Consider the following 26,031-nt stretch of genomic DNA (forward strand, 5'->3'; position numbering starts at 1 on the left):
CTGCTCCGCTTCCGAACAAAATGACGTAGAATGCCGCTCCACAGACAGGTGCAAGATGCTGAGAGTGGAGATACAGCATCCATTCGGAAGGGACATGGGAGACCATGGATTTATACACCTCCCCACTCTTTCCAAAGTAAGTTAAGGCTATGATGGGAGTCGCAATTCTGATACAATGAATATCAGAATTGCGATTTTTCATAATGATGCAGTGTTTGAAATCAGCACAAAACCAAAACCGTGTTGTTCTCTTTTCTCCTTGTATCCTCTATGATTCTATCAGCAGCTGCGAAGAATGAATCAAGAGAGGAAAAGAACGCCATGAACACAGATAAAATTTTTGCGGAAGCTATTGCCAACGAATACGCCCCCAAGGATGCCTCCAAGGTGGTCGCACTGAAAAAACTGGATCGAAAAGCAAAAGGTCCGGCCAATATCTTTGCCTACAGCTTTGGGGTTCTGATGACCCTGGTCCTTGGCGTGGGGATGTGCCTTTCCATGCAGGTGATTGGAAGCGGCGGCACTCTGTTGACGGGTGTCGGAGTCCTTCTTGGGATTCTGGGTATTGCGGGTGTATGTCTGAACTACCCCATCTACAAAAAGCTCCTGCGTTCCGGCAAAGAAAAGTACGCCTTTGAGATCATGCAGCTGGCACGTGAAATCAGCGAATCAGCAGAATAAACGGTGAGGAGGGCGGCAGATGAACAAGTCCGAAAGCAAATACTTCAATACCGCCCTGCGGATGGACGAGGCCCTCCTGGCCCTGTTGGAGGAGAAGGACCTGGAATATATTACGGTGAAAGAGATCTGTCACCAGGCCGGGGTGAACCGATCTACCTTCTACCTGCACTATGAGACCATCTCCGATCTGGTAAACGAGACCTTGGAGATGATCAACCAGCGATTTCTTTCCTATTTTCCACAGCAGGAAAATGATGTTCTGGGAAACATGGAGAGCCGCGAGCGGGAAGATCTGGTGCTGGTCACCCGGGAATATCTTCTCCCCTACCTCCGCTTCATCCGGGACAACAAGAGGGTCTATCGCGCGGCCTTCCGAAATCCAGGCAGCATGCAGGCTCATACAAGGTATGGGGAACTAAAACAACGTATCCTAGGCCCCATTCTGGAGCGGTTTGAGATTCCAGCCGCCCACCGCCCCTATTACATGGCCTATTACGTAGAGGGTATCATTGCCATCGTCAAGGAGTGGCTGCGCCACGACTGTTCCGACGATGTGGAGACGGTGGCCCAAATTATTGAGGCCTGCGTGCGCCCGAAAGGCGGCGGCTATGAGACCTAACGGCCTGGCCGGGCAGCTTCTCCGGGCCTGGCGGGAAAACTACCTTTACCAGACTCTGATGAGTGCCGCGGCGTCTTTCGGCTGCACAGCTCTCTTTGCCTTGTACAACGGATATCTGGGCCTTTGCCACGGGTCTGTGCGGCACGGCAGCATCGGCATCTTTTATCTCCTTCTCATGGCCATTCGCGGCATGGTCCTTTTCACGGAGCACCGGAACCGGCTGCGGGATGAAGCGGAGCAGAACCGCTGCCGCCGCCGTACCTTTCTTGTCAGCTCCTTTTTACTGCTGGCGCTGGATTTGGCACTGATTCTCCCCATCGCCATGATGGTGGTGCTGGATAAGCCAGTGTCCATGGGCCTGATCCCGGCCATCGCTATGGCGACTTACACCACCTGGAAGATCACCATGGCCTCCATCCACATTCGTCGGCAGCGGCACCGTTCCGGCGGGAATATGCTGATCGCGGAACTGAGAACCGTCAATTTCATTGACGCTTTGGTGGCCATCCTGACCCTGCAGAATACTCTTATCATGGTCAAGAGGTCCGAGACTGGCGAGAACCATATGCTCCCGGTGTCCGCCGCTTCCAGCGCCGTGATTTATGTTGTGATCGTCGTCATCACCATTGGGATGCTGCGCAGGGGACTGCAGTCAAAATAGATTCTCCCACACTATGCTCTTTGGAACAGAACACAGTGTGGGAGAATTTTTCTTGCTTAGCCGCCTGCCATTTGCGAACCGCAGCCGGCAGCCATGTTCACTTCACCCAGTGAGTGACGGCGTCCCGCAGGAAGCGGGCGCATCCGGGCATCCGTTTGTCATAGTAAGCGGTGAACCGCTCGTCCATCACGTAGAGCTCCGCAATTCCCCGGTGCTTGTTCGGGTCGTACCGGTTCCCGGTGATGGTGAGCCACCGGCGGTGGAGGGCGACAATTTCCTTGCCCTCCTCGTTCTCCGGGGACAGCCCGGCCTGGACGGCAGCCTCCAGCCGCTCCTGAATCTCCCGGCCCAGGTTCGTCCACTCCTGGTGCTGCTCCTGAGTCAGATTCATCACCGCGGCGTTGGCCTCATCCACCTCTTGGTCTCCGTATTTGGCCCGGATCTCCGCTCCGTAGGTTTCCTCATTGTGTTCCACAGCTCGCTTTTTGAAGGCCTCAAATTTCTGTTCATCGCGCATGATCTCATTCCTTTCTTCCGCTCCGATGGTGTCTTTCACCGACCGGATCAGTTTCTCCAGCCGCTCCCGCTCCGCCTCCAGGGCGGTCAAATGGCTTCGCAGGGCGGCCAGACGGTCAAAAGAGGGATCGTCCAGACATTCCTTGATGCGGGCCAGCTCCACCCCGAGGGCCCGGTAATAGAGGATGTCCTGCAGTCGGTCTACCTCTGCTCTTCCGTAATAGCGGTAGCCGCTCTCCGCCACCCGACTGGGCTTCAGCAAACCGATCTGGTCATACCAGCGCAGGGCGCGGGTGGTCACCCCGGACAGGCGCGACAGCTCCTGAATGGAATACTCCATAAACATCCCTCCTTGGGGATACTGTATCAGTTGACGGAGCGTCAAAGTCAAGGGAGAATTTTAAAGCTGGCAGATTTCCTGCTGAAGCCGCTCCAAAAATTCCGCGGCCGGGATGCCGTCCATCTGGGTGTGGTGGAACTGGAAGGACACCGGCAAGGTGGCACGCAGCCACTTTTTTCGGTATTTGCCCCAGATGAGGAAGGGATTGTTGTAGCACCCGGCGTAGATGTTCACCGCGCCGTCGATCTCGTATCCCGCCAGAGCGGAGGTGCCGATGACCATATACTCCTCCCCAAGTTCATAGCTCTTCCCGCTCTCCCGGACTTTCCCAGTGAGCTCCAGATAGTCCTGATTAAACTGCTCCAAGTCAGAGGAAACGGGAATGTCACAGGTGGCGATGCCACCATCTCGGGTAGATACCACCGTATTGACCGCCAGGCGGTCATACTGGATGAGTTTCTCTCCTACCGGAAGCAGGTAGAAATCCTCCGTCCGAGCTGCCGCCTTCCCGATGCACCAGCAAAGGAGCATATTGAATTTATACCCCCGTTTCCGGCTCATGCGCACCAACGCCGTTACATCCAGTGTCTTCATCAGGGTCACCATGGGCATGGGAGCCTTCATCCACAGCTCAAAGGCCAACTCCCGGGAGGTGCTCTTGGGATCTACTTCTTTCATATTGTTCTCCATTCTGTTCGCCCAAGCCGGTTCGGCCGACTGCCGTCTCAGTGGCAGGCGGTGGGTCCTGTTTGGGCTCACGGTGAGAAATTTCAGGTATATAGTATAACTGGAAACAAAAAATACGGCAATGGATTTTAAACCATTCCTGCAAATCCCCACTGCCTATTTGGGGCTACCAGGGTACAAAGCAAACGTCCCGGTGAATCATGTTGACAAAATCAGGTATGGATCGGCGGAAGTGGAATGAGCCACAGAAAGCAAGAAAAAAGCAAGGATTTTCTCCCTCGCAGCAAGGCCATTCTATGGTATGATAGAAAAACCCTGCGGAGGTGAGGCTATGAAAACAAGTCCAATCGCCCATCGGCGTGTACTCGATTACGCATATATGGACATCGATACGCTGTACCGGGATTTTCACATTTCTGACCAAGGTTACAGCGACACTCAGGCGGAAGAAAGCCGGGCGCAATACGGGACAAACCGTCTCTCTGGCCGGGCCTCGGACACGGTACTCTACCGCTTGCGGCGGGCTTTTCTTAACCCGTTCACCATCATCCTATTTGTACTGGCCTGCATTTCCTTTTTGACCGATGTGGTATTGGCCTCCAACTTCAGCCGCAACATCACCACCGTCGTCATTATTCTGTGTATGCTGCTCACCAGCGGCGCAGTACGGTTCACCCAGGAGCTGCGGGCGAAGCGCATTGCAGACCGCCTCACAGGGATGATCGCTTCCACGGTGCTGGTTCGCAGGAACGGAACGTGGAACAGAGTCTCCTCCACCGAGCTGGTGGTGGGCGATCTGGTCCGTCTGTCCGCCGGAGACCGTGTCCCGGCCGACATTCGGCTGACTGCGGCCAAGGATCTGTTTGTCTCCCAATCGGTCATCACGGGCGAGAGCGAAATTCTGGAAAAAGACGCCGACACACTCCCCCAGGGGCAGGCCCAATCCTATGCCGGGTACCGCAACCTTGTTTTTATGGGCTCCGCCCTCACCGGGGGCAGCGGCGAGGGCGTGGTCCTGGCCGTGGGGGAGGACACCGTTTACGGCGGCTTTGCCGGGGCGGAATCTCCCCGAAAAAATGGGTTCGACCAGGGGGCCAACTCCATTGCATGGGTCCTCATCCGCTTTATGGCAGTTCTGATTCCGGTGGTGCTGATTGCCTGCGGCCTGACAAAGGGCGACTGGGTGTCCGCATTTCTGTTTGCCCTGTCGGTTGCCGTAGGTCTGACGCCGGAAATGCTCCCCATGGTCATCAACGCCTGTCTGGCTAAGGGCAGCGCAGCTATGGGAAAAAAGCAGACCGTGGTAAAGAACATCAACGCCATGCAGGGCTTCGGCAGCATGGACATCCTTTGTGTGGACAAGACCGGTACCTTGACCGGAGACGAAATCACGCTGGAATATTACATGGATATTCTGGGCAACGAGAGCCAAAGGGTTCTGGATTTTGCCTATCTGAACAGCCTCTATCACACCGGAGTGAAAAACCACCTGGACAGTGCGCTTCTCCAGTGCCGCCGGATGCCGGGCCGTGAGCCGTACTTCCAGGCATTGGCTGCCCGCCACAGCAAGCTGGACGAGCTGCCCTTTGACTATGAGCGGCGGTTTGCCAGCGTTCTGGTACGGCACGAGGACGAAAACCTGCTGCTCATCAAGGGCAGCATTGACGAGGTATGCCGCCGGTGCAGCAGCGTGGAATACAAAGGCGAGCGCCACCAGATATCCGGTGACGGAACCGAAAGCGTCCGGGCCATTGTGGACGAGATGCTGGAAGACGGGATGAAGGTGCTGGCGGTAGCCTATAAGCCCCTGAGAAAAACGACACTGTCCCCGGAAGACGAGCACGACTTCATTCTGCTGGGCTATCTGGCCTTTTTTGACGCGCCCAAGGAGAGCGCCGCCGGAGCCATTCAAAAGCTGCAGCAGCTCCATGTGGGCGTGCGGGTGCTGACCGGAGATCACCGGGATATTGCCGTTTCCGTGTGTCGGAGACTGGGCATTGACACCGCTCAGACACTGACCGGCCGAGAGCTGGAGCAGCTGGGTGAGGATGAGCTCCCCATTAAAATTGAGCGCACCACCCTGTTTGCGGAGCTGTCCCCTAAACAGAAGGTACAGATCGTGCAGCACCTCCGGGCCAATGGACATACGGTCGGCTTTTTGGGGGACGGCATGAACGACCTGCCCGCCATCGTGGAGGCGGATGTGGGCATATCCGTGGACACCGCGGCGGAGGCTGTCAAGGAAGGCGCGGATGTGATCCTGCTGAAAAAGGATCTGAATGTGCTGGAGGAGGGAATTCAGGAGGGCCGCAGGGCCTTTGCCAACGTGTCCAAGTACATCAAGATTACGGCCTCCTCCAATTTCGGCAACATCCTCTCCATTGTGGTTGCCAGCGTATTTCTGCCCTTCTTCCCCATGACATCGCTGCAGCTCTTGCTGCTGAACCTCCTCTATGATATCCTGTGTCTGGTCCTCCCCTGGGACCACGTGGACGAGGAGACCTGTGCCCGGCCTCTGGAGTGGTCCGGCAGGACCCTGGGCCGCTTTATGCGGTTCTTCGGCCCCATCAGCTCTTTTTTTGACATTCTCACCTTTTCGTATCTGTTCTTTGTGCTGTGTCCCGCCGTGTGCGGGGGAAGTTTTGCCTCCCTGGCGGGGAGCGGCAGGGAGCTTTCCTTCATTGCGCTCTTTCAAACCGGGTGGTTCCTGGAATCCATGTGGACCCAGGTGCTGATTCTGCACCTGCTGCGTACGCCCGAGGTGCCGCTGCTGCAAAGCAGGCCCTCCCGTCCGGTGATGTGGGTTACCCTGCTGGGCACCCTGTTCTTTACCGTTCTGACCTTTACCCCGGCCGGCAGACCGCTGGGGCTCACCCCGCTGCCCCCAGTCTATTTTGGCTTTCTGGCCGCCGTCGTCTCCATGTATCTGCTTTGGGTCACGCTGGCCAAGAGCTGGTATATCCGCCGCTGCCATGAGTTGCTGTAAGAGAGGAGGAATCTGTGATGAAAAAACACATCGGATTTATCACGCTGGATTTCTCCCTTGCGCGCTGGCTTGCCGATACACTCCCCACCGCGCCCCGCTCCCGCGCCGCTCAGGAGCTGCTGGAAGGGCTGGGAGACCTGATGAACGGCAGCACCGAGTCCCTCATGCTGGAGCTGGGAGATGGCGAACACGAGGCCGTGTCCGAGGACATTCTCCGCTGCGGCGACCTCTCCATCGACCTGCGGCTTCGCAGAGTCAGCCGGGACGGCGCAGAAATCTCCTTAACGCCCAAGGAGTTTGATATTCTGTATTTTCTGGCCCGCAACCGGGGCGAGGTATTTACCAAGGAACAGATTTACCAGGCCGTATGGGAGAGCGACTACTTACTGGATGACAGCAACATTATGGCCTTCATCCGAAAGCTGCGGAAGAAAATTGAGCCAAACCCCGACGCTCCCCGTTATATCCTGACCATCTGGGGCATTGGATACAAATTCAGCGACAAGCTGTAAATTCAAATTCTGACCAAATCGCAAGAAAATCGCAAGGTTTTGACCATGTGATTTTTCTTGCGGTTTTTTTATACTCATTCAGGACGCAGGAAGGGAGGGAACAACATGGATTCTGACGGCAGTCCACGAAGTTTGGTACAGTGCAGCGCACATGGAGTTCCGGCTCCCATCCACTGTACCGCCTTGAACCCATACAAGGAGGTAAGAAACCATGAACAGAAACGAAACGCGCCGTTCGGCGCGCCAGGCAGCCCAGCAGGCTGTCCTCCGCGATGAACAGAACCGCCGCATTCAGGACGCGGCAACTGCCCCGGTGAATGCTCTTCTCCGTGCGCTTCAAGCGCCCCTGAGCGGGCTTGACCCGGAGGCCGTCACCGCCAGCCGGGCCAAATACGGCAGCAACAAGGTGACCCACGAGAAGAAAAAATCCCTGCCCAGACGGCTGGCAGGCGCCTTTGTCAATCCCTTCACCGCCATTCTGCTCTGCCTGGCCCTGGTGTCCACCATGACGGACATGGTATTTCCAATATTCTCCCTCTTTGGCAGTGTACCGGAGGATTTTGACTGCCTCACCGTGGTCATTATTCTCACCATGGTCATCATCTCCGGCACCCTCCGCTTTGTTCAGGAATCCCGAAGCGGCAGTGCGGCGGAAAAGCTGCTGGCCATGATTACCACCACCTGCACGGTGACCCGCAAGGGACAGGAACATGTGGAGATTCCTATGGACGAGCTGGTGGTGGGGGACATTGTTCATCTGTCCGCCGGAGATATGATTCCCGCCGATGTACGCATTCTGGAAGCCAAGGACCTGTTTGTCAGCCAGGCCAGCCTCACCGGCGAAAGCGAGCCGGTGGAAAAACAGCCCCAGGCAAATGAGGTCAAGGAGAGCACTACGGATTATACCGACATTGCCTTTATGGGCAGCAGCGTGGTCTCCGGAAGCGCCGTCGCCGTGGCGGTCTGCGTGGGCGACGACACGCTCTTTGGCTCCATGGCCTCCGCAGTGGCGGGAGAGGCGGCGGAAACCAGCTTTACCAAGGGGGTAAACGCCGTCTCCTGGGTGCTCATCCGCTTCATGCTGGTGATGGTTCCCCTGGTCTTCTGCATCAACGGCCTCACCAAGGGGGACTGGCTGGACGCTTTCCTCTTTGGCATCTCCATCGCCGTAGGACTGACCCCGGAAATGCTGCCCATGATTGTGACCACCTGCCTGGCCAAGGGCGCGGTGTCCATGAGCAAAAAGCAGACCATCGTCAAGAACCTCAACTCCATCCAGAACTTCGGCGCCATCGACATTCTGTGCACCGACAAGACCGGAACCCTGACGCAGGACCAGGTGGTGCTGGAATACCACCTCAATGTAAACGGCGAGGATGACACCCGGGTGCTGCGCCACGCCTACCTCAACAGCTATTTTCAGACCGGCTACAAGAATCTCATGGACCTGGCCATCATCCGCAAAACGGAGGAGGCCGAGGCGGAGGACCCCCGGCTGGTGGATCTGTCGGAGCACTATGTAAAGGTGGATGAAATTCCCTTTGACTTTGCCCGTCGGCGGCTGAGTACCGTGGTTCAGGACCGGGCCGGAAAGACCCAGATGGTAACCAAGGGCGCCGTGGAGGAGATGCTCTCCATCTGCTCCTTTGCTGAGTGCGACGGCGGCGTCCAGCCGCTGACCGGCGAGGTGCGGCAGCGGATTCTCGAGACGGTGGATGCTCTCAATGACAAGGGCTTTCGTGTGCTGGTCATCGCTCAGAAGAGCAACCCCTCCCCCGTGGGAGCCTTTGGGGTCAAGGACGAACGGGACATGGTGCTCATTGGCTACCTGGCTTTCCTGGACCCGCCCAAGGAGTCCACGGCCGACGCCATCCGGGCGCTGAAGCGCCACGGTGTGACCACCAAAATTCTCACCGGTGACAACGACAAGGTGACCCGCACCATCTGCAAGCAGGTGGGCCTGAAAGTGCGCAACATGCTGCTGGGCTCCGACCTGGACGCCATGAGTGACCAGGAGCTGGCAAAGGCGGCCGAGTCCACCGATGTGTTTGCCAAGCTCACCCCCGACCAGAAGGCCCGGGTAGTCTCGGTGCTGCGGGAAAGCGGACACACCGTGGGCTTTATGGGAGACGGCATCAACGATGCCGCCGCCATGAAGGCTGCCGACATTGGCATCTCCGTGGACACCGCGGTGGATGTGGCCAAGGAATCGGCGGACATCATCCTGCTGGAAAAGGACCTGATGGTGCTGGAGCAGGGCATCATCGAGGGGCGCAAGACCTACGCCAACATGATCAAATACATCAAGATGACCGCCTCCTCCAACTTCGGCAACATGTTCTCGGTGCTGGCCGCCTCTGCCCTGCTGCCCTTCCTGCCCATGATGAGCGTACACCTCATCTTCCTCAACCTCATTTACGACCTGTCATGCACCGCTATCCCTTGGGACAATGTGGATGAGGAGTTTATTTCCAAGCCCCGGAAGTGGGACGCCTCCAGCGTGGGCAACTTTATGCTCTGGCTCGGGCCCACCAGCTCCATCTTCGACTTTACCACCTATCTCTTCATGTACTTTATCTTCTGCCCCATGTTTGTTTCCGGTGGCGTGCTCTTCAATGACCTGGCTGCCCATTTCAGCGGCGCGGAGCTGCTTCTGATGCAGGCAAAGTACATCGGCCTCTTCCAGGCGGGCTGGTTTGTGGAATCCATGTGGAGCCAGACCCTGGTCATCCACATGATCCGCACCCCCAAGCTCCCCTTCCTCCAGAGCCGGGCCTCCGCTCCCCTGACCCTGCTCACCTTAACCGGCATCGCTGTACTGACCATCATCCCCTTCACCCCCTTCGGCGCTGTGCTGGGATTTGTCGCTCTGCCTGCCGCCTACTTTGCCTATCTGATCCCCTGCATCCTGCTCTACATGGTGCTGGCCACCAGCCTGAAAAAAGCCTATGTACGCCACTACGGCGAATTACTTTGACGTTGGGAGGAATTCTTTATGATCTGGTCTAAACTTTGGATGGACCTGTTTGGACGCACGTCCTTTTGCGGAATCGACATGGGATTCTGGGTGGCCATGTCCGTGGTACTGCTCATTGTCATTATGATGAATGTCGTGTTCTGGGGGATGAAGCCCCAAAAGGCCCATAGAGAAGAAGAACCGTAAATTTTCTCTTTCCCACTTCAGCCGTTTATTCCATAAATTACAGGGGCTGATTCCAGAGAACATCGATTTCCTCCAAATTGCCTCTTCTTCGGGCAGTGGACATCGATCTCTCTGTGAATCAGCCCCTGTTTTGCCGTGCACGGAACATTGGGGGAATCCGTGCTTCCTTTCCTAGTTCTCGTTTTTGATCGAGACAATCCTTTCGTGCTGCGCTGCTGTTCTCCCGGCCTGCTCTTACACTTCTGCCCTGTTTTTCTTCCGCTCATGGGTATCCTCTGCTTCCAGCCGTCGGATGCAGCATCTTCCCTTACCCAGCTCCTTGGCGCGATACAGCATTTGGTCTGTTTCCGCATACAGCTGTTGGTAAGTACATTGGAGGTGGGTACAGATACACGCGCCCACGCTGCTCCGCACCATCATTGGCTGGCTCTGCCATTGAATGGCCTCCAATTGCTCCGCCAGTTTCTCTTGCAGGGCGAGAACCTGCGACTCTGTCAGGAGACAATCGTAAAACACGGCAAACTCGTCTCCGCCGACCCGTCCCAGACCTGCCGCATTTGAAAAGGTGCGGCGTATAGCTTCCGCCGTCTGTATGAGTACATAATCTCCGCAGGGATGACCGTAGTGGTCATTGATTTTTTTAAATTCATCCAGATCCACCAGGAACAAGACTACTCCGCCCGACCGGTTCGCCCGTCCAGGATCACCCAGTGTCTGCTCCACCCAGCACTCCACCGTGGTTTTGTTCAGCAGCCTTGTCAAGGGGTCCAGCTGCAGAAGCTCCTGCAATTTTGCATTGATCTCCACCACCTGCTTCTGCTTCTTCAATGCGTCAGCGGTGTGGTGAGCATTGGCCAGAGACACCGCCAGCGCCACCCCAAAGGTGATGGTCATGTTGAGCCGGTCGCCTGCATCCAGCAAAGGGGCCGTGATCATTCGAAACAGCAGATAGTACGCTGAAAACTGCACTGTACTGACCAATGGCGGCGCCTGGATCAGAAACGCCAATCCCAACAGCGCCGTTGTCAGCACCGTTGTCCCCGAGGAAGGATCCCGATATAAGTCATAGGTATTCAGTCCTATATGCCACAAAAAAATCAAACCGGTCACGGCGTACTGAACTGTCCTCTGGCTGCGCAGCGAGGCGTTCTTCAGCACGCGCCGCAGCACCAGCCATAGAATCCCAAGAAAAATCAGAAGGCAGTACATGGAAAAATAGATTTGATTGTTCCGTGATCCCAGACCGGACCGGGACCAAAACAGCACCCGGGCGATGTTTGCAAACTCCGTCACAAAAATAATCAAGCATATAATTTGCAGGGAAAAGTTGTTTTTCCGAACGTTTTCCTGCAAAAATTCCTGTTGAATATAACTGGAAATTCTCATTTTTTCAAGCAATCCATACCTGAATAAATTTTGAACTTTGCCCATCCTTAAACCTTCCTCTTGAAGCGATGATCACACAGAATACCGCGCGCTACATAGCGTTTCACAATCCGTCTCCGGGCGGCAGCAGATTTCCACCTGCGCTGCTACCAGGCTGTTCAGGTAAAAATCCGCACAGCGGCAAACCTAACACTGGCCGCTCTCCATCGGCAGGTGGTCGTTCCTCCGCGTAAGTTCAGGACAACTCTGCCGGTTCCACACGAAGCCGTCCGGCTTTGGAGCGGGCAGGTGATCTTGCCGGTCACTGGCGTTAGAGAGGCAGAACATGGACTGACGTTCTTTTGAGAACCCCTCTTGACGACGTTTTGCTTCCATGCTATTTTCATTGTACGAATCAGGCTAAAATTAGCCAGCAGCGATTCAAAATCTGCTGATATTTGCGCAAAATTTGTTGTCCTACGCTGGGAGGAGGGCGAACATGCTGCGGATTGCCATATGCGACGACGAGGAAAAACAGCGAAGTGAGACCACCGCGCTGCTGACCTCCTATCTCCAGTCCCACTCCACGCTGGATGGACAGGTAGAGGCCTTCCAGAGCGGTCACGCTCTGCTGGCCAGAGCCGAGGAGGCAGGCGGCTTTGACCTCTACATACTGGACATCCTCATGCCGGAGCTGAGCGGCATTGAAACTGGCCGGCACCTGCGGGAACTGGGTAAGGGCGGCGAGATCATCTATCTCACCAACTCCAACGACTTTGCCGCCGACAGCTACGATGTTCGGGCCTTTTTCTATTTGCTGAAGCCGGTGGAACAGGGAAAACTCTTCCACGTTCTGGATGGAGCAGTCGAGAAGATAAACCGGCGTCGAAGCAGCGCCATTGTGGTCTCTACGGCCGACGGTCCTCGGCGCATTCTGTTGGAGCACATCCGCTATGTGGAGCGAGTGGGACGCTGCATACGCTATTACTGCACCGATCGCGCCATAGATTCTCAGTCCATTCGAGTTTCCTTCCGTGAAGCAGCCGCGCCTTTGCTGGCTGACCCGCGCTTTTGCCTGTGTGGGGCCAGCTTTATACTGAATTTCCAGCATGTGACCGGGGTAAAGGGCCAAAGTGCCCTGCTGGATAACGGCCAGGTCGTGGCACTGCCCCGGAGCGCTGCTCCGGAATTCAAAAAAGCCTGGGGCAGCTACTGGCTGGAGGAGAAGGACCCATGGTAGAATTGTTTATCATGGAGTATTTGACGGTGCTGTATATGATTATGGCGTTTCTGTTTATGGACAGCCGATATTCCAGGCGGCGCACCATTTTCATCGTTTCCATCGTCACGGTCCTTCTCATGGCAGCGGTAGCCGCCCTGTACCGGGCAGTCGATGTGGATACTGCCTTTTGGACCTATGCCATGACCATCCACATCCCGCTGATCCTGCTCCTTTTCACGCTCAGCCGATTCCGGGGATGGCGGCTCATCTTCCAGCAGCTCTCCGTCGTTCTGTTCTGTACGCTGATTCACCACATATCCGGACTGATCTACCACCTGTCTGGCAGCCGCTTCTGGGTGCTGGTGCTGTCCTGCACGGTCCTCAGCACCGGGGTCATCTGGTTTCTGGTCCGCTTTTTGCGTCCCCTGTTTTTCCAGATACTGTTGGAGCTGCACCGGGGCTGGTGGCTGATCTGTCTGGTAATGGCGACCTACTACATCATCGCCGTCTACCTGATCCCCGGATATGCGGGCTTCGATTGGAGAAGCACCATCATCAAAGCGGCAATTGGCCTATTGATGTTGGGGGTTTATTCTATTTTGATGTTTCTGTTTTCAAACATCCGAAAGGAGGCGGAGGCGCGGCACAGCGCACAGATGTCGGCCTTGCAGCTTTCGGCCCTGCGAAGCCGCATGGAAGCGGTACAAGCAGCGGAACATGCCATCCGCACCCAGCGCCACGATCTGCGCCACCGGCTCCAGGCTGTTGCAGAGCTGGTGTCACGGGGAGACAAGGAGGCCGCGCTGGATTTTCTGGACGCCGCCCAAAAGCGGCTGGACGAGCAAAAAGTCGTCCGCTGGTGCCGCCCGCCGGTGCTGGATGCGGTTTTTACCTCCTACTTTGACCAGGCCAAAAACCAGGGAATCCGCGTGGACGCTAAAATCGGCCTGTCCGATGCGCTCCCTGTGGACGAAGGTGAACTGGCCATCGTAGTGGCCAACGCCCTGGAAAATGCCATCCATGCCAACCTGCCCCTTCCCCGGTCTCAGCGGAACATCCGCTGCAAGATGGTGGGAGCCCCCAGCGTCATGCTGGAAATTTCCAATCCGTGCACCAACCACATTTCTTTCGACCGCGCCGGTCTGCCGGTGGCACAAAAGGAAGGTCATGGCCTGGGCGTACAGTCCATCTCCGCTTTTTGCCAAAAAAACGGAGCCATCTGCCAGTTTGACCTGACAGACGGCTGGTTTCGATTCCGGTTAGTACTGTAAGGTCAAACCACTTGTATAAGTGCTCCACGCAGCCATAAGCCACATTCCAAACCGCAGGTCTCACTGGCCAACACTCTGTGAGATCTGCGGTTTTCTGCGTACCCCGACGCCCAACCGGTGCACGGGAAGCCACCCGGACGGAACATTTTGTGGAAGCTCCCATTGACTTTTTTCGATTTGTGGTATATACTACAGACCAATCGAATAAAGTAGATTTGAATGAGGTGCCGCTATGCGCAACTATGCCGCAGACGCAAAGGTGTTCAAGGCCTTCTGCGATGAGAACCGTTTGCAGATTTTGGATCAGCTTCGCAGCGGAGAGCAGTGCTCCTGCGTCCTGTTGGAAAAACTGAATATCAGCCAGTCAACCTTGTCCTATCACATGAAAATTCTATGTGATTCGGGCATTGTGGTGGGGCGTCCCGATGGAAAATGGACCCACTACGGAATCAGTGACGAAGGCAGCGCCTACGCCAAGGAACTGCTGGAGATTCTGACGCAAAAGAATACCTGCGATTTGGGCAGCTGCACCTGCCAAACCTAAAAGCCATCGCTTGACCGATGGCTTTTCTTCCGGCAATTAAATCGAAAATTTTAGAACTGTTTACCCCTCGAAAGGAGAACTTTGTATGGAAGCAATTCGGATGGGCTGGCTGTTTGTTCAGGACCAAGTCCTTAGAATGAAGTGGCTCAACGCCCTGATTGGCGACGCACTGACTGCTATGGGGCTATCACTGGACAGCATTTTGGGCGGCGCACTGCAATTTTTCATCTATGACACCATTAAAATCTTCCTTTTACTCTCGGTCCTGATTTTTGGCATCTCCTATCTTCAAAGCTATTTTCCTCCCGAGCGCACCAAGAAAATTCTGGGGCGGTTCCACGGCATTGGCGCCAACACGGTGGCGGCGCTGCTGGGTACGGTGACGCCCTTCTGCTCCTGCTCCTCCATTCCCATCTTTATGGGCTTTACCGGTGCCGGTCTGCCGGTGGGGGTGACCTTTTCCTTCCTGATCTCCTCTCCCATGGTGGATTTGGGTTCCCTGGTCCTTCTGATGAGCATTTTTGGCGCAAAGGTCGCGGTTATATATGTCATCCTTGGCCTGATCATCGCGGTTGTGGGCGGCACGGTGCTGGAAAAGCTGGGTATGGAGCGGTACGTGGAGGATTTTATCCGAAACGCGCCTTACATGGAGATGGAAGGCCAAAGGCTGACGCGCCGGGACCGGCTCCAGTTTGCTAAAGAGCAGCTGCTTGGGACCGTCCGAAAGGTGGCCCCGTACATTTTGATCGGAGTTGGAATCGGGGCATTTATCCACAACGTGGTTCCCCAGGCATGGGTGGAACAGATTCTGGGCAGCAGCAATCCCTTTGCGGTGATCCTGGCCACATTGGTGGGCACTCCCATGTACGCGGACATCTTCGGCACCATTCCCGTGGCGGAGAGCCTGCTCTATAAAGGCGCTGGACTGGGGACCATTCTGGCATTCATGATGGCTGTCACCACGCTGAGCCTGCCCTCCATGATCATGCTGCGAAAAGCGGTAAAGCCCAAACTGCTGGCCGCCTTCATCGCCATCTGCACCATGGGCATTGTCCTGGTGGGCTACTTCTTCAACGCAGTTCAATTCCTGCTGGTATAAAAACTGGTACACAGCAGAATTAAAACTATTATTTTGGAGGTATGTTATATGGGACTGTTTGGATTTGGTAAGAAACATGTGGAAAAGGCTCCCGCCTGTTCCTGTCAGTGCGACTGCCCCACAGCTGAGGTGGCTGCCGACACCGCAAACACAGCCTGCGGTTCATTCCATGGCCCGCTCTCCATCAAAGTGTTGGGCGCGGGCTGCACATCTTGCCACACTCTGCTGGAAAACACCAAAGAAGCCGTCGCCGACCTGGGACTGAACATCCAGGTGGGGTATGTGACCGATCTGGCCAAGATCGCCGCCTATGGTGTAATGAGCATTCCTGCACTGGTTGTGAACGAAAAAGTAGTCGCCATGGGCAAGGTCCTGAACGCAAAGGAAGTAACTGCCCTGCTGAATAAGCTGGGGATTCCCTCCGTGTAAAAGAGGAGACAGGGCCCCATGAACCAACCAGATGGACAGGTTGGTTCACCAAAGATTACATGCGCCTTAGATGCGGGCCGGGAGTGGACTGCTCCCGGCCCGTTTTCTTGCCCTTCCCACTCCAGCGCTACCTTCCCCTTGGTATTTCCCCATCGCCGTGTTATAATGCCTGTGACAAGCCAAAATCAGAGGAGCACGTCCGCTCCCCCATCCGCAGTGTAACGGGACGGACTCCCCGCGCCGTCTGCCCGGGAAAGCAGGAGGAAAAAGATGGAGTTTTCCATTGAAAAATTGATCTGGACAAGGCCGCCTCAACGGTACCACATTTCGCCGGAACAAATTGAGATTACCACCCAGCCCCACACCGATCTGTGGCAGCGCACCTATTATCACTTCCGCAATGACAACGCTCCGGTTCTGCAGCTGGAGACGGAGGAGCCCTACTTCAGCTTCGTGGTCAAAACCGATTTTACGAGCAGCAAGCACCGCTTTGACCAGTGCGGAATTGTTCTGTATCTGGACAGCGAGAACTGGCTGAAGGCCTCGGTGGAGTATGAAGACGGCGTCTTTCAGCATCTTGGAAGCGTGGTGACCAACGACGGCTATTCCGATTGGGCCACCACGGCCATCGACGGCAGCATCCGGACCATGTGGTACCGGCTCAGCCGCCGGGAGGACGACTACCGGATTGAATCCTCCCTGGACGGCGTCCAGTTCCACCAGATGCGGATCTGCCATATGCGCAAGGGCGGCGGTGTGATCCGGTTCGGCCTCTACGCCTGCTCCCCGGAGGACTCCTCCTTTACGGCGGTGTTCTCCCACATGTGCATGACAGAATGTCAGTGGCAGGCCCATGACGGACAACAGCCCGACTGACCCCGCAATCCACAAGGGAGGAAGCACACCATGCGCATTCTTATGCTGGGCAACAGCTTTACCTCCGCCTGCCACATTCCCCAGAAGTTCTCCGCTCTCACCGGTGCTGAGGTGGCCTCCCACACCCGGGGCGGGGCGCGGCTGTCGGAGCATCTGAACCCCCGCACCAGCCTCGGGGCTCGGACCCAAGAGGCACTAAGCAAGGAACACTGGGACTACGTGGTGCTCCAGGAGATGAGCCACGGGCCCATCTCTTCCCCCGAGCGCTTCTTTGCCAGCGTGGAGCAGCTTTGCAAACAAATTCGCTCCAATGGAGCGGTTCCCATTCTTTATGCCACCTGGGCCTACCAGAAGGGCGGAGCCAAGCTGAAACACAAGGGCTGGGACTATGAGGAGATGGCCGCCGGGCTGTCCCAGGCATACCGCAAGGCCGCCCGGGACAACCACGCCCTCCTGGCCCCGGTGGGCGAGCGCTTTTATGCCCTGTCCGGGACCCAGAGCCTCTACGCAGAAGACGGCGTTCACCCCAACGAGGCGGGGGCCTGCATTGCGGCAGAGGTGCTTGCATCCGCCATTCACCAGCAGAAGGAGACGAAGCTATGATTCGTGAAATTTGTAAAGACGAAACTTTTCTGGCCCAAAGGGCGGAGCCTGCCGCCCCGGAGGATCTTACCATTGCCGCCGACCTACTGGAAACACTAGAGCACCACAAGGCCGGCTGCGTGGGCATGGCAGCCAACATGATCGGCGCGAACAAGCGCATCATTGCCTTTGACAACGAGGGGCAATACATGGTCATGTTCAATCCGGAGATCGTGAAGAAATCCGGGCCTTACGACGCGGAGGAAGGCTGCCTCTCCCTCACCGGCGTCCGCTCGGCCAAGCGGTGGAAGTCCATCAAGGTGCGCTGGCAGAATGAGAAATTCCAGGAACGGGTAAAAACCTTTACAGGCTGGACAGCCCAGATCATCCAGCATGAAATTGACCACTGTGAGGGCATCCTGATATGAAAAAATGCAAGATCACCGTGATGCGCATCACCCGGTATGAGGATTTGATGGCTCAGTATGAAAATCCCATCTCCCACGCCTGCGACATGGAGGTTGGCCAGGTCTTCCTGTCCAACGGCTGGGAGAAGCCAGAGGGCTTTTGCCAGAGCGCCTGGGACACCCTCTCCCCCTTTGTTCTGGCCTTGAGCCACGGCGGAGAAAACTTCTATGACGGCTGGATGAAAAATCCCAGGTCCGCCATGCTCTCCTGCAACGACGGCTTCCGTCCGGTGAGCTTTCTGGTGGAGGCCCTGGACGAGGACGCAGACTGAGGAGGAAACGCCATGTTTGAAGACAAAGTTGCCGTAGTCACCGGCGGTGCCAGGGGCATCGGCAAGGCTATTGCAGAGGAATTTCAGAAGGCCGGGGCCAAGGTGTGTGTCATTGACCTGCTGTCGAACGATTATTTTGTGGGCGACCTCAGCGACAAGGCCGTTCTGGAGGCCTTTGCCGCTCAGGTCATCGCCGACCACGGCCACGTGGATTTCCTGGTCAACAACGCCCTTCCCCTGATGCGCGGCATCGACCAGTGCAGCTATGAGGATTTTGAATATGCCCTCCGGGTAGGGGTCACGGCCCCCTTCTACCTGACCAAGCTGTTTCTGCCCCACTTTGCACCCGGCGGAGCCATTGTGAACATCTCCTCCTCCCGGGACCGGATGAGCCAGCCCCAGACCGAGAGCTACACCGCCGCCAAGGGCGGCATTTCCTCCCTCACCCACGCACTGGCGGTAAGCCTTGCCGGCCGGGTGCGAGTCAACTCCATCTCCCCCGGCTGGATCGATACCGACTACGCGGTCTATGAAGGGCCCGACGCCATCCAGCAGCCCGCCGGCCGGGTAGGCAACCCCATGGATATCGCAAACATGGTGCTCTACCTCTGCTCGGACAAGGCGGGCTTTATCACTGGGGAAAACATCTGCATTGACGGCGGAATGACCCGCCAGATGATCTATCATAACGACTTTGGCTGGACTTTGGAGGTTTCTGCGCCATGAAAACCGCCATCTGCTACTATTCCCGGCATCACGGCAACACCCGGAAGGTGCTGACCGCCATGGCCGGTGAAGGAAATGTGGACCTCATTGATGTGACCGCATGCCAGGCGGTCTGTCTGGAGGATTACGACTGTGTGGGCTTTGCCTCAGGAATCTACGGTTTTGAATTTCAAAAGGCGGTGCTAAACGCCGCACGGCAGTACCTGCCCCAGGGGAAACCGGTATTTTTTGTCTACACCTACGGCGGTGCCAAGGGACACGGCGCCCAGTCCATCGCCGAAATTGCCCGGGAAAAGGGCTGTCCGGTGCTGGGGGAGTTTTCCTGCAAGGGCTATGACACCTTCGGCCCCTTCAAGCTGGTGGGCGGCATCGCCAAGGGCCACCCTAACGAGCGCGATTTGGAACAGGCCCGCAGGTTTTATCGGGAGCTGAAAAACACCTATGAGAGAGGTGCCAAGACATGAAGATTGCCATTCTCTCCGACACCCACGGTCTATTGCGGCCTGAGGTGGTGGACCATCTGCGCACCGCCGACGCCATTCTCCACGGCGGCGACATCAACAAGCAGAGCATCGTGGACCAGCTGGAGCAGTACGCCCCCCTCTATGTCGTCCGGGGCAACAACGACAAGGAGTGGGCGGAGGACATCCCCCACGATCTGACCGTGACTCTGGATGGCGTAACATTTTACATGGTCCACAACAAGAAAGAGATTCCCTCGGACCTCTCCGGCGTGGACGTGGTGGTGTTCGGCCACTCCCACAAATACGTGCAGGAAGAAAAGGACGGCATCCTGTGGCTCAATCCCGGCTCCTGCGGCCCTCGGCGATTCCACCAGGAGATCACCATGATGATGGCGGAGGTCCGGGATGGAGCCCTTCAGGTGGAGAAGATTTCCATCCCCCATGAGGTGACCTGATGGAGCTGGGACTGACCTTTCCCCTTCAGCGGTTTCTGCACTGCAAGACCCCGGACTACGGCACGGAGCCTGACCGGCGCTTCTGCTGGGATCTCCATGTCATTGATTTGAGGGGACGAAAGAGCCTGCTGGCTGTCCACAGTCACAGCCGGTACACCTTTGTGTGCTACGACGTATCGCCCTTCCAGTGGGCGGATGTGCCGGGGCTGTTTCGGGAAGGCGTTTTGGACAGTCTGACGGCCTCCGGATTTTCAAGCGCCTCGGTGGAGCAATACCTGTCCCGGGCCGCCTCCATCAATATCACACGGACCCACGGCCGCCGGGAGGTGGCCTTTCTCAACCGGGCGTGGGAGGATGTGCTGGCGCTTGACTTGTGCCTGGACACCGCCAGACAGGCCCAACCGCTCCTGGACCACGCCGTCAACACCCGGCCCAGCCGGTGCGTGGGCTTTGAGGGCATCGGATTTGGACTGGACCGGATTTCTGCCATATGGAACCCGTGAAAGGAGGAGCCGGAGGCCTTTTCTCAGGTGGAGGATGCCCAGCACTGTCTGCACTCCCTATGGGAGCTGTCCATACTTCGAAACTTGGAGGAGCGATCAATTTGAATCAAGAAGAATGTCTGATCTGCGGCGCACCGCTGGAATACCGGACCGAGGAGCAGATGATGGAGTGCGCCATCTGCCACAAAAAAGAGCCCAGCAAAGCCTGCTGCGTCCAGGGTCACTATGTGTGCAGCGACTGCCACACTCAGGGTATGGACCACATCTTCGGTCTCTGTCTTGCTGAGACCTCCACCGACCCTGTGGCCATTATCCGGCGGATGATGGACCTCCCCTTCTGCCACATGCACGGCCCAGAGCACCATGTGATGGTGGGGGCCGCGCTGCTCACCGCCTACAAAAACGCGGGGGGCCGCTTGGATCTGGAGAAGGCCCTCCGGGAGATGTACAGCCGGGGCAAGGAAGTGCCTGGCGGAGCCTGCGGCTTCTGGGGCGCCTGCGGCGCCGGAATCAGCGCAGGACAGTTTGTGGCCATCGCCACCCAGTCCACTCCCCTGGCCCGGGAACCCTGGGGACTGAGCAACCAGATGACCGCCCGGGCTCTGGACAGCATCGGCAAGGCGGGCGGTCCGCGCTGCTGTAAGCGGGACTCCTTCCTCTCCATCCTTGCCGCCGTGGACTTTGCCCGGGAGCATCTGGGCGTGGAGATGGATCGGACGGTACCCGTCTGCTCCTACAGTCCCCGGAACAACCAGTGCATCGGAGCCCGCTGTCCCTTCTCGGCGGCCAATCACCAAAAGCCCAAAGTCGCATTTCTCTGCGTCCACAACTCCTGCCGCAGTCAGATGGCGGAGGCACTTGGAAAACGGCTGGCCGGAGACGTCTTTGAAAGCTACTCAGCCGGCACTGAGCCAGGCTCCCGCATCAATCCAGATGCGGTACGCCTCATGAAGCAGGTATACGGCATCGACATGGAGGCAACCCAGCACAACAAGCCCCTCTCCCAGCTGCCGGCGGTGGATATCGTGGTCACCATGGGCTGCAACGTCCAGTGCCCCACCTTCCCCTGCTCTCATCGGGAGGACTGGGGTCTGGAGGACCCCAGCGGCAAGGAAGACCAGGCGTTTCTGGCCGTTATGGCTCAGATCGAGGAAAAGACCCTTGACCTGAAATGCCGCATTCAGGCCGGAACACTGAACTAAACGGAATCGCCCGGAGCTTCTGCAATGCAGAAGCTCCGGGCGGTTTGCTGTCATGTGGTTCCCTACTCCAGTTCTCTCTGGATGAGGTCCGCTGCAATGGTAAAGGCCTGGATGCGCCGCCTGGCCAGAGTGATCTGGGATTTATAGCGGGCAGGATTCTCCTTCCCCTCCAGAGTTTTGACGGTCTCCCGCAGCTTGTGCAGGGTGGAATCGATCTGCCGTTCGGCCTCTATCAGCTCTTCTTTGGAATAGATCACGCTCCGCCTCCTGAATCATTTCGTTTATTCGCCCCGATGCTGCCGGATTCCAAACCACACCCCGCAGCACAGACACACAAAGGCCCCACCCAGGCAGGGGAAGTAAATGCTCTGGGGCAGCCGGCCCACCGCCGGATGGCTCAGCACACACAGGATGGCAAAGACGCCGCAGGCCAGCACACTGAGCAAAATCCAAAGGGGCTTTCGGTTTTCTCCCATCTCCAAAGAACCTATTCCCCTCTCCCGGCGCTCCAGCTGGCGCAGCAGCAGTTCCTGATCTTCCATGCCTTTGAACAGAAAATAGGTGCGTCGAATGACCCGACGATTGGGGTGCCGGACCCGGCAGGACAGGGCATAGTGGGAACCGTTTTCCTTGATTCCCTCCACCCCCAGAATCTCATCCGCCCCCGCGGGCACTCCCGGCGACCGGGCAAGGGTCCGAAGAAATTGCTGGGTCTCCAGCGTTCCTCCCACATAGGAGAGCACATTTCCCCCATGATAGGAAAGGCGCTTGGCATCCATGACAAACAGCCGGTCCTCTTCTGTCAGGAAAAAGACGGTTGTGTCCTCCAGGGACCGGCGGCTAAGACCCACAGCCAACCCGATGCCCAGGGCGGTGACCCCCACACAGAGAACCAGGGAAAACACCTCCATCGGCCAGCCCATGGAAAAGCCCAGCACAGTCCCGACCACAATCAGCACCAGCGCCAGGGCCGCAATTCCGAAAATACCGCCCAGCGTGCGCTGCCCGTACCGGCTCTTCCGCCGGGTGTCCCGGGACATCCAGATCTGTTTGAGTCCCATTGCTCTCCTCTCCCTCTGTCCTTATGATTCCTGCTCTTCTTCCCGCAGTACCAGAGTCTGCCTGGGCGCACAGCCCAGCTCCTTGAAGTCGGAGAACAGACAGTCGATGCGGGTAGGCCGGACCCGAATCAGGTACATGGGACTGGACAGCCTGCGAAGGACATCCAAGGGAATTTTCTTCCACGCAGCGTGGGCGTTGTATGCCTCGCTGAAAGGCTCTACTAGCTCCGCAAGGCCCATGACCTGCATCCCGTGAAGGTTTCCAAATCCCTCATACCGGTCATAAATGGCCAGGCATACATTAGGATTCTCCGCAAGGCCGATGAACTTCTTGCCTCCCTCGCTGAACATCCAGAAGTAGCCGTCATGCCAGCTGTACTCAATAGGGGTACAGCGCACATGGTCTCCAGTCCCGGTGGCCAGCGCGCAGGTGTTGTTCGCCTTCACATATTCCTCCATCATGGAGCACAGCTTTCCGGGCTCCAGTTTCACGCTGTCCGCGTCCTTGTCCTCCCAGTAACGGGCGGCGGACTGATATTCCTCCTTGGTCATTTCCATCCCTCCCACCTTGTTTTTCTCCAGTATAGCACAGCTGCAGCGGAAATGTCAGGAAACCGGGCGAAAGTGACCGTTTCCCTTGGTAGATTTTTTGCTCTGTGGACGTTATACTGAAACCCGTAGAATGTATCCGATCAGGAGGAACACACCATGAGTTTAGGCAGCAGCTTATACCACGCCCGGAAAAAGAGCGGGTTATCCCAGGAAAACGTGGCGGAAAAGCTGGGCGTTAGCCGCCAGACCATCTCCAAGTGGGAGACAGGCGAGACTTTGCCCGACATCCGCCAGTCCAAGGGCCTGGCCATGCTCTACCACATGACCCTGGATGAGCTCATTGAATACGATTTTGACGAGCAGCAGGCCCAGCAGATGATCGACAGTGTCAGCGAGGAGGCCCAGGCCCGGATCGATTGGAACAAGGTATGGAGCAAAAAGTACCCGGTGCTGGCCACCTACCACAAAACGGTACGCATAAACGACTATGCGCCGGCGCTGCGGGAGATGCTTACCCAGCTGCAGGTGGACTACGGCTACAACCACACTGACGCCCTGCTGGTGCTGAAGGACATTCTGGCCCGGGTGTGGAAGGGGCAGATGTAAGGTCCCGCTCAGCGGCGGCCCTGTTTCCGCCTGCGGAAATCTGTTTCAATGGCATCCTTCCAGTGCTCGTCCAGTCCGGCGCTGCTCCGCACCGCAGCCACGGCCTGGCCCACTACCTCATAATTGAGGCGGGTCCCCTGGCTGTCACAGTGGTAGTTGACCGCCCGGTCCGGGGCAATGCCCAGCGTCCCAGCTGTCTCCACCGCGTCGATGTTGGCCCCCAGGAACAGAAACTCCCAGCCGTACTTCTCCTTCTGCCGCCGGATCATCTCCTTGACACGCTGGGCTGTATAGCGGCGGCTGGCATTCTCCATGCCATCGGTGGTGATGACAAAGAGCGTATGCTCCGGCACGTCCTCCGGTCTGGCGTACTTGTGGATGTTTCCAATGTGGTGGATGGCCCCGCCGATGGCGTCCAGCAGGGCCGTGCACCCCCGGACATAGTACTCTTTTTCGGTGATGGGTCTGAGCTCTCTTACCTTGGCCCGGTCATGCAGTACTTCCGTTCGGTCGTCAAAGAGCAGCGTGGACACTAAGGCCTCGCCGGGCTCCTGCTTCTGCTTTTCCAGCATGGAGTTAAAGCCGCCGATGGTGTCGCCCTCCAGTCCCTGCATGGAGCCGCTGCGGTCCAGAATGAACACCAGCTCTGTCAGATTCTTCTTCATAATAAAATCCCCCTATCCTGTTTTGTTTGGCTTACAAATACAGTATAGGGGGATTTTTCCTTCTATGGTCGCCTGGAAAGCGACAATTACCCTCTTAAAATCTTTTCCATGGCTTTGCCCTTGGCCAGCTCATCCACCAGCTTGTCCAGATATCGAATCTCCCGCATCAGCGGGTCCTCAATCTCCTCCACCCGGACTCCGCACACTTTGCCGGTGATCCGGATCCGGTTGGGGTTCATGGCGGGGGCGTTCCGAAAGAAATCGCCGTAGCTCACCTCGGACTGCTCCAGCCGGAGAATCTCCTCCGCGGTGTATCCGGTAAGCCAGGCGGTCACCTGGTCCACTTCCGCCCGGGTGCGCCCCTTTTTCTCCGCTTTGCTTACCAGCAGAGGATAGAGCTTGGCAAAAGGCATTTCCGTCACATCCACACGGGGCATACTTTAACCTCCCAGCAGGCTCTGGTCAAAGGCAAACAGAGCCTCGTTGATTTCAAAGATGTTGTAGTTTTGACGGGCGATAAAATACTCCACAATAATGTCAAATTTGCTGGCGTGAGAGAAGGCAAAGCCCGCCTTTTCCAGCATCTCCCGCGCCTCCTCCAGGGGCAGCTCCAGGGCCACAGCAAAGGCCATAGCTGTGGGCTTGGAGGGCTTATAGTGGATATCGGAACGGATTTTGGAGAACAGCTTGCGGTCAATGTTTGCCTTTTTATAGCATTGGGCATCGGTGATGCCGGCCTCGTCGATCTTCCGCAGCAGCATCTGAGAAAAGCTCTCATCCAGCCGCCCCAGGGCCTCATCCAGGCTGCCAGGCATTGCTCCGCAAGGAGAGGGCGCCCGCAGTTCTTCCTCTGCCTGGTCGGCCCAGGCCATAGACCGGCGGCGCTGCTCCTCCCACGGCTCGGTGTGCTCTTCCACATAGCGGTCATCAATGTAGGACGCAATGTCCGCAAAGAGCTTCCCGCCGATGGTGTAGGCGGTCCGGTCAAATATGACCAGGTAGACGTTCATGTCGTTTGCAAGAAGAAATTCCCCGATGGTGTCCACCGCGACCTTCAGGGCCTGGTCCTTGGGATAGCCGTAGGCCCCGGCGGAAATCAGCGGGAAGGCCACCGACTCGCATTGACTGGCCCGGGCCAGCTTCAGGGAGGTTCGGTAGGCGGAGACCAACAGCTCCCGCTCCCCGTGGGTTCCGCCCCGCCAGATGGGTCCCACGGTGTGGATCACATACCGGGCAGGCAGGCGGTAGCCCCGGGTCAGCTTGGCCTGGCCCGTTTTGCAGCCGCCCAGAGTGCGGCACTCCTTTAACAAATCCGGACCGGCGGCGCGGTGAATGGCGCCGTCCACCCCTCCGCCCCCCAGCAGGCTCTCATTGGCGGCGTTGACAATGGCGTCCACACGCATTGTGGTGATGTCGCTTCGCACGATGTGCAGGGGCATGGAAACACCTCCTCACTTGATTCACCTCATCATACCACACCCCCCGCGTTCTGACAATCACAGCGC

General features: G+C 57.1%; 31 protein-coding genes and 1 pseudogene. 23 read left to right on the forward strand and 9 right to left on the reverse strand.

The features are described from left to right. Nucleotides 1-270: 270 nt before the first annotated feature. The 3 genes from DWX58_RS06280 to DWX58_RS06290 are packed head-to-tail and all read left to right on the forward strand — an operon-like array spanning nt 271 to nt 1,961. Nucleotides 271-681 carry a dihydropteridine reductase gene (locus DWX58_RS06280; protein WP_347559156.1) on the forward strand — a complete coding sequence of 137 codons (411 nt, stop codon included), beginning with the start codon at nt 271-273 and terminating at the stop codon, nt 679-681. A 19-nt stretch (nt 682-700) separates the two neighbouring features. Further along, nucleotides 701-1,300, forward strand: a complete 600-nt coding sequence (locus DWX58_RS06285) for a TetR/AcrR family transcriptional regulator (protein ID WP_118642121.1) — start codon at nt 701-703, stop codon at nt 1,298-1,300. Continuing rightward, on the forward strand, nt 1,290-1,961 hold the full coding sequence (locus tag DWX58_RS06290; RefSeq protein ID WP_118642122.1) for a hypothetical protein: 672 nt from the start codon (nt 1,290-1,292) through the stop codon (nt 1,959-1,961). The genes DWX58_RS06285 and DWX58_RS06290 overlap by 11 nt, the downstream gene beginning before the upstream one ends. 97 nt (nt 1,962-2,058) lie before the next feature. Here DWX58_RS06290 and DWX58_RS06295 read toward each other — a convergent pair whose 3' ends face one another. Together DWX58_RS06295 and DWX58_RS06300 are read right to left on the reverse strand one after the other, a co-directional pair. Beyond that, the gene (locus DWX58_RS06295; protein WP_118642123.1) at nt 2,059-2,817 is read right to left on the reverse strand and encodes a MerR family transcriptional regulator; all 759 of its coding nucleotides are present in this window, start codon (nt 2,815-2,817) and stop codon (nt 2,059-2,061) included. A 60-nt stretch (nt 2,818-2,877) separates the two neighbouring features. After that, nucleotides 2,878-3,495, reverse strand: a complete 618-nt coding sequence (locus DWX58_RS06300) for a CatA-like O-acetyltransferase, family 2 (RefSeq protein ID WP_118642124.1) — start codon at nt 3,493-3,495, stop codon at nt 2,878-2,880. A 340-nt stretch (nt 3,496-3,835) separates the two neighbouring features. Here DWX58_RS06300 and mgtA (DWX58_RS06305) point away from each other — a divergent pair, with 340 nt between their 5' ends. From mgtA (DWX58_RS06305) to DWX58_RS15340, 4 genes are all read left to right on the forward strand, one after another. Continuing rightward, the gene (gene mgtA, locus DWX58_RS06305; RefSeq protein WP_243093291.1) at nt 3,836-6,490 is read left to right on the forward strand and encodes a magnesium-translocating P-type ATPase; all 2,655 of its coding nucleotides are present in this window, start codon (nt 3,836-3,838) and stop codon (nt 6,488-6,490) included. Nucleotides 6,491-6,507: 17 nt separating this feature from the next. Then, nucleotides 6,508-7,002, forward strand: a complete 495-nt coding sequence (locus tag DWX58_RS06310) for a winged helix-turn-helix domain-containing protein (RefSeq protein WP_118642126.1) — start codon at nt 6,508-6,510, stop codon at nt 7,000-7,002. A gap of 211 nt (nt 7,003-7,213) precedes the next feature. Next, complete coding sequence (gene mgtA, locus DWX58_RS06315; protein ID WP_118642127.1) at nt 7,214-9,979, forward strand: magnesium-translocating P-type ATPase; 2,766 nt, start codon at nt 7,214-7,216, stop codon at nt 9,977-9,979. A gap of 18 nt (nt 9,980-9,997) precedes the next feature. Further along, nucleotides 9,998-10,165 (forward strand): hypothetical protein, encoded by a 168-nt coding sequence (locus DWX58_RS15340; protein WP_199648718.1) that lies wholly within the window; start codon nt 9,998-10,000, stop codon nt 10,163-10,165. Nucleotides 10,166-10,399: 234 nt separating this feature from the next. On the opposite strand, the gene DWX58_RS06320 is transcribed toward DWX58_RS15340, so the two are convergent. After that, nucleotides 10,400-11,596, reverse strand: coding sequence for a GGDEF domain-containing protein (locus DWX58_RS06320; protein ID WP_118642128.1), 1,197 nt, complete (start codon nt 11,594-11,596; stop codon nt 10,400-10,402). 433 nt (nt 11,597-12,029) lie between these two features. Here DWX58_RS06320 and DWX58_RS06325 point away from each other — a divergent pair, with 433 nt between their 5' ends. From DWX58_RS06325 to DWX58_RS15635, 15 genes and pseudogenes are all read left to right on the forward strand, one after another. Further along, on the forward strand, nt 12,030-12,770 hold the full coding sequence (locus DWX58_RS06325; protein WP_118642129.1) for a LytTR family DNA-binding domain-containing protein: 741 nt from the start codon (nt 12,030-12,032) through the stop codon (nt 12,768-12,770). Further along, complete coding sequence (locus DWX58_RS06330; RefSeq protein ID WP_118642130.1) at nt 12,764-14,023, forward strand: GHKL domain-containing protein; 1,260 nt, start codon at nt 12,764-12,766, stop codon at nt 14,021-14,023. Before DWX58_RS06325 ends, DWX58_RS06330 begins: the two co-directional genes overlap by 7 nt. Nucleotides 14,024-14,255: 232 nt before the next feature. Continuing rightward, entirely contained in the window at nt 14,256-14,567 is a 312-nt protein-coding gene (locus DWX58_RS06335; protein ID WP_118642131.1) for a metalloregulator ArsR/SmtB family transcription factor, read from the forward strand. An 85-nt stretch (nt 14,568-14,652) separates the two neighbouring features. Then, nucleotides 14,653-15,666, forward strand: a complete 1,014-nt coding sequence (locus DWX58_RS06340; protein ID WP_199648719.1) for a permease — start codon at nt 14,653-14,655, stop codon at nt 15,664-15,666. 48 nt (nt 15,667-15,714) lie between these two features. Beyond that, the gene (locus DWX58_RS06345; protein ID WP_118642132.1) at nt 15,715-16,095 is read left to right on the forward strand and encodes a thioredoxin family protein; all 381 of its coding nucleotides are present in this window, start codon (nt 15,715-15,717) and stop codon (nt 16,093-16,095) included. A gap of 270 nt (nt 16,096-16,365) precedes the next feature. Beyond that, on the forward strand, nt 16,366-16,971 hold the full coding sequence (locus tag DWX58_RS06350; protein WP_118642133.1) for a DUF1349 domain-containing protein: 606 nt from the start codon (nt 16,366-16,368) through the stop codon (nt 16,969-16,971). A 30-nt stretch (nt 16,972-17,001) separates the two neighbouring features. Next, nucleotides 17,002-17,574: a DUF4886 domain-containing protein gene (locus tag DWX58_RS06355; protein WP_118642134.1), complete on the forward strand. Its 573-nt coding sequence runs from the start codon at nt 17,002-17,004 to the stop codon at nt 17,572-17,574. Then, the gene (locus tag DWX58_RS06360; protein ID WP_118642135.1) at nt 17,571-17,981 is read left to right on the forward strand and encodes a peptide deformylase; all 411 of its coding nucleotides are present in this window, start codon (nt 17,571-17,573) and stop codon (nt 17,979-17,981) included. The genes DWX58_RS06355 and DWX58_RS06360 overlap by 4 nt, the downstream gene beginning before the upstream one ends. After that, nucleotides 17,978-18,292 (forward strand): TIGR04076 family protein, encoded by a 315-nt coding sequence (locus tag DWX58_RS06365; RefSeq protein WP_118642136.1) that lies wholly within the window; start codon nt 17,978-17,980, stop codon nt 18,290-18,292. The genes DWX58_RS06360 and DWX58_RS06365 overlap by 4 nt, the downstream gene beginning before the upstream one ends. 12 nt (nt 18,293-18,304) lie before the next feature. Continuing rightward, nucleotides 18,305-19,018 carry an SDR family oxidoreductase gene (locus DWX58_RS06370; protein ID WP_118642137.1) on the forward strand — a complete coding sequence of 238 codons (714 nt, stop codon included), beginning with the start codon at nt 18,305-18,307 and terminating at the stop codon, nt 19,016-19,018. Further along, nucleotides 19,015-19,482, forward strand: coding sequence for a flavodoxin family protein (locus tag DWX58_RS06375; protein WP_118642138.1), 468 nt, complete (start codon nt 19,015-19,017; stop codon nt 19,480-19,482). The genes DWX58_RS06370 and DWX58_RS06375 overlap by 4 nt, the downstream gene beginning before the upstream one ends. Further along, nucleotides 19,479-19,937 (forward strand): metallophosphoesterase family protein, encoded by a 459-nt coding sequence (locus DWX58_RS06380; RefSeq protein ID WP_118642139.1) that lies wholly within the window; start codon nt 19,479-19,481, stop codon nt 19,935-19,937. Before DWX58_RS06375 ends, DWX58_RS06380 begins: the two co-directional genes overlap by 4 nt. Then, nucleotides 19,937-20,440, forward strand: a complete 504-nt coding sequence (locus DWX58_RS06385; RefSeq protein WP_118642140.1) for a hypothetical protein — start codon at nt 19,937-19,939, stop codon at nt 20,438-20,440. The genes DWX58_RS06380 and DWX58_RS06385 overlap by 1 nt, the downstream gene beginning before the upstream one ends. 254 nt (nt 20,441-20,694) lie before the next feature. Beyond that, nucleotides 20,695-21,207, forward strand: a pseudogene (locus tag DWX58_RS06390) (DUF5714 domain-containing protein); the annotation flags it as partial. After that, a complete protein-coding gene (locus DWX58_RS15635; RefSeq protein WP_279229858.1) occupies nt 21,199-21,642 on the forward strand; it encodes an arsenate reductase ArsC in 444 nt (147 codons plus the stop codon). The pseudogene DWX58_RS06390 and the gene DWX58_RS15635, both read left to right, overlap by 9 nt. A 62-nt stretch (nt 21,643-21,704) precedes the next feature. Here DWX58_RS15635 and DWX58_RS06395 read toward each other — a convergent pair whose 3' ends face one another. Genes DWX58_RS06395 through DWX58_RS06405 form a run of 3 tightly spaced genes read right to left on the reverse strand, consistent with a single transcriptional unit; the run spans nt 21,705 to nt 23,255 of the window. After that, complete coding sequence (locus DWX58_RS06395; RefSeq protein WP_118642141.1) at nt 21,705-21,899, reverse strand: hypothetical protein; 195 nt, start codon at nt 21,897-21,899, stop codon at nt 21,705-21,707. A gap of 24 nt (nt 21,900-21,923) precedes the next feature. Further along, a complete protein-coding gene (locus DWX58_RS06400) occupies nt 21,924-22,703 on the reverse strand; it encodes a hypothetical protein (RefSeq protein WP_118642142.1) in 780 nt (259 codons plus the stop codon). 21 nt (nt 22,704-22,724) lie between these two features. Continuing rightward, a complete protein-coding gene (locus DWX58_RS06405; protein ID WP_118642143.1) occupies nt 22,725-23,255 on the reverse strand; it encodes a pyridoxamine 5'-phosphate oxidase family protein in 531 nt (176 codons plus the stop codon). A gap of 156 nt (nt 23,256-23,411) precedes the next feature. Here DWX58_RS06405 and DWX58_RS06410 point away from each other — a divergent pair, with 156 nt between their 5' ends. After that, a complete protein-coding gene (locus tag DWX58_RS06410) occupies nt 23,412-23,861 on the forward strand; it encodes a helix-turn-helix transcriptional regulator (RefSeq protein WP_118642144.1) in 450 nt (149 codons plus the stop codon). An 8-nt stretch (nt 23,862-23,869) separates the two neighbouring features. On the opposite strand, the gene DWX58_RS06415 is transcribed toward DWX58_RS06410, so the two are convergent. From DWX58_RS06415 to DWX58_RS06425, 3 genes are all read right to left on the reverse strand, one after another. Then, nucleotides 23,870-24,526 (reverse strand): vWA domain-containing protein, encoded by a 657-nt coding sequence (locus DWX58_RS06415; protein ID WP_118642145.1) that lies wholly within the window; start codon nt 24,524-24,526, stop codon nt 23,870-23,872. Between the two features lie 86 nt (nt 24,527-24,612). Continuing rightward, nucleotides 24,613-24,963 carry a DUF2200 domain-containing protein gene (locus DWX58_RS06420; protein WP_118642146.1) on the reverse strand — a complete coding sequence of 117 codons (351 nt, stop codon included), beginning with the start codon at nt 24,961-24,963 and terminating at the stop codon, nt 24,613-24,615. Nucleotides 24,964-24,966: 3 nt separating this feature from the next. Beyond that, nucleotides 24,967-25,965, reverse strand: coding sequence for an O-acetyl-ADP-ribose deacetylase (locus DWX58_RS06425; protein ID WP_118642147.1), 999 nt, complete (start codon nt 25,963-25,965; stop codon nt 24,967-24,969). Nucleotides 25,966-26,031 lie beyond the last annotated feature (66 nt).

This window comes from Pseudoflavonifractor sp. AF19-9AC, from assembly GCF_003478995.1.
Classification (GTDB): domain Bacteria; phylum Bacillota; class Clostridia; order Oscillospirales; family Oscillospiraceae; genus Lawsonibacter.

Excerpts from the sequence above, each read along its gene's own strand:
- DWX58_RS06280 (WP_347559156.1), top strand. The coding sequence starts at position 271 with ATGATTCTATCAGCAGCTGCGAAGAATGAATCAAGAGAGGAAAAGAAC.
- DWX58_RS06285 (WP_118642121.1), top strand. The coding sequence starts at position 701 with ATGAACAAGTCCGAAAGCAAATACTTCAATACCGCCCTGCGGATGGAC.
- DWX58_RS06290 (WP_118642122.1), top strand. The coding sequence starts at position 1,290 with ATGAGACCTAACGGCCTGGCCGGGCAGCTTCTCCGGGCCTGGCGGGAA.
- DWX58_RS06295 (WP_118642123.1), bottom strand. The coding sequence starts at position 2,817 with ATGGAGTATTCCATTCAGGAGCTGTCGCGCCTGTCCGGGGTGACCACC.
- DWX58_RS06300 (WP_118642124.1), bottom strand. The coding sequence starts at position 3,495 with ATGAAAGAAGTAGATCCCAAGAGCACCTCCCGGGAGTTGGCCTTTGAG.
- mgtA (WP_243093291.1), top strand. The coding sequence starts at position 3,836 with ATGAAAACAAGTCCAATCGCCCATCGGCGTGTACTCGATTACGCATAT.
- DWX58_RS06310 (WP_118642126.1), top strand. The coding sequence starts at position 6,508 with ATGAAAAAACACATCGGATTTATCACGCTGGATTTCTCCCTTGCGCGC.
- mgtA (WP_118642127.1), top strand. The coding sequence starts at position 7,214 with ATGAACAGAAACGAAACGCGCCGTTCGGCGCGCCAGGCAGCCCAGCAG.
- DWX58_RS15340 (WP_199648718.1), top strand. The coding sequence starts at position 9,998 with ATGATCTGGTCTAAACTTTGGATGGACCTGTTTGGACGCACGTCCTTT.
- DWX58_RS06320 (WP_118642128.1), bottom strand. The coding sequence starts at position 11,596 with ATGGGCAAAGTTCAAAATTTATTCAGGTATGGATTGCTTGAAAAAATG.
- DWX58_RS06325 (WP_118642129.1), top strand. The coding sequence starts at position 12,030 with ATGCTGCGGATTGCCATATGCGACGACGAGGAAAAACAGCGAAGTGAG.
- DWX58_RS06330 (WP_118642130.1), top strand. The coding sequence starts at position 12,764 with ATGGTAGAATTGTTTATCATGGAGTATTTGACGGTGCTGTATATGATT.
- DWX58_RS06335 (WP_118642131.1), top strand. The coding sequence starts at position 14,256 with ATGCGCAACTATGCCGCAGACGCAAAGGTGTTCAAGGCCTTCTGCGAT.
- DWX58_RS06340 (WP_199648719.1), top strand. The coding sequence starts at position 14,653 with ATGGAAGCAATTCGGATGGGCTGGCTGTTTGTTCAGGACCAAGTCCTT.
- DWX58_RS06345 (WP_118642132.1), top strand. The coding sequence starts at position 15,715 with ATGGGACTGTTTGGATTTGGTAAGAAACATGTGGAAAAGGCTCCCGCC.
- DWX58_RS06350 (WP_118642133.1), top strand. The coding sequence starts at position 16,366 with ATGGAGTTTTCCATTGAAAAATTGATCTGGACAAGGCCGCCTCAACGG.
- DWX58_RS06355 (WP_118642134.1), top strand. The coding sequence starts at position 17,002 with ATGCGCATTCTTATGCTGGGCAACAGCTTTACCTCCGCCTGCCACATT.
- DWX58_RS06360 (WP_118642135.1), top strand. The coding sequence starts at position 17,571 with ATGATTCGTGAAATTTGTAAAGACGAAACTTTTCTGGCCCAAAGGGCG.
- DWX58_RS06365 (WP_118642136.1), top strand. The coding sequence starts at position 17,978 with ATGAAAAAATGCAAGATCACCGTGATGCGCATCACCCGGTATGAGGAT.
- DWX58_RS06370 (WP_118642137.1), top strand. The coding sequence starts at position 18,305 with ATGTTTGAAGACAAAGTTGCCGTAGTCACCGGCGGTGCCAGGGGCATC.
- DWX58_RS06375 (WP_118642138.1), top strand. The coding sequence starts at position 19,015 with ATGAAAACCGCCATCTGCTACTATTCCCGGCATCACGGCAACACCCGG.
- DWX58_RS06380 (WP_118642139.1), top strand. The coding sequence starts at position 19,479 with ATGAAGATTGCCATTCTCTCCGACACCCACGGTCTATTGCGGCCTGAG.
- DWX58_RS06385 (WP_118642140.1), top strand. The coding sequence starts at position 19,937 with ATGGAGCTGGGACTGACCTTTCCCCTTCAGCGGTTTCTGCACTGCAAG.
- DWX58_RS06400 (WP_118642142.1), bottom strand. The coding sequence starts at position 22,703 with ATGGGACTCAAACAGATCTGGATGTCCCGGGACACCCGGCGGAAGAGC.
- DWX58_RS06405 (WP_118642143.1), bottom strand. The coding sequence starts at position 23,255 with ATGACCAAGGAGGAATATCAGTCCGCCGCCCGTTACTGGGAGGACAAG.
- DWX58_RS06410 (WP_118642144.1), top strand. The coding sequence starts at position 23,412 with ATGAGTTTAGGCAGCAGCTTATACCACGCCCGGAAAAAGAGCGGGTTA.
- DWX58_RS06415 (WP_118642145.1), bottom strand. The coding sequence starts at position 24,526 with ATGAAGAAGAATCTGACAGAGCTGGTGTTCATTCTGGACCGCAGCGGC.
- DWX58_RS06420 (WP_118642146.1), bottom strand. The coding sequence starts at position 24,963 with ATGCCCCGTGTGGATGTGACGGAAATGCCTTTTGCCAAGCTCTATCCT.
- DWX58_RS06425 (WP_118642147.1), bottom strand. The coding sequence starts at position 25,965 with ATGCCCCTGCACATCGTGCGAAGCGACATCACCACAATGCGTGTGGAC.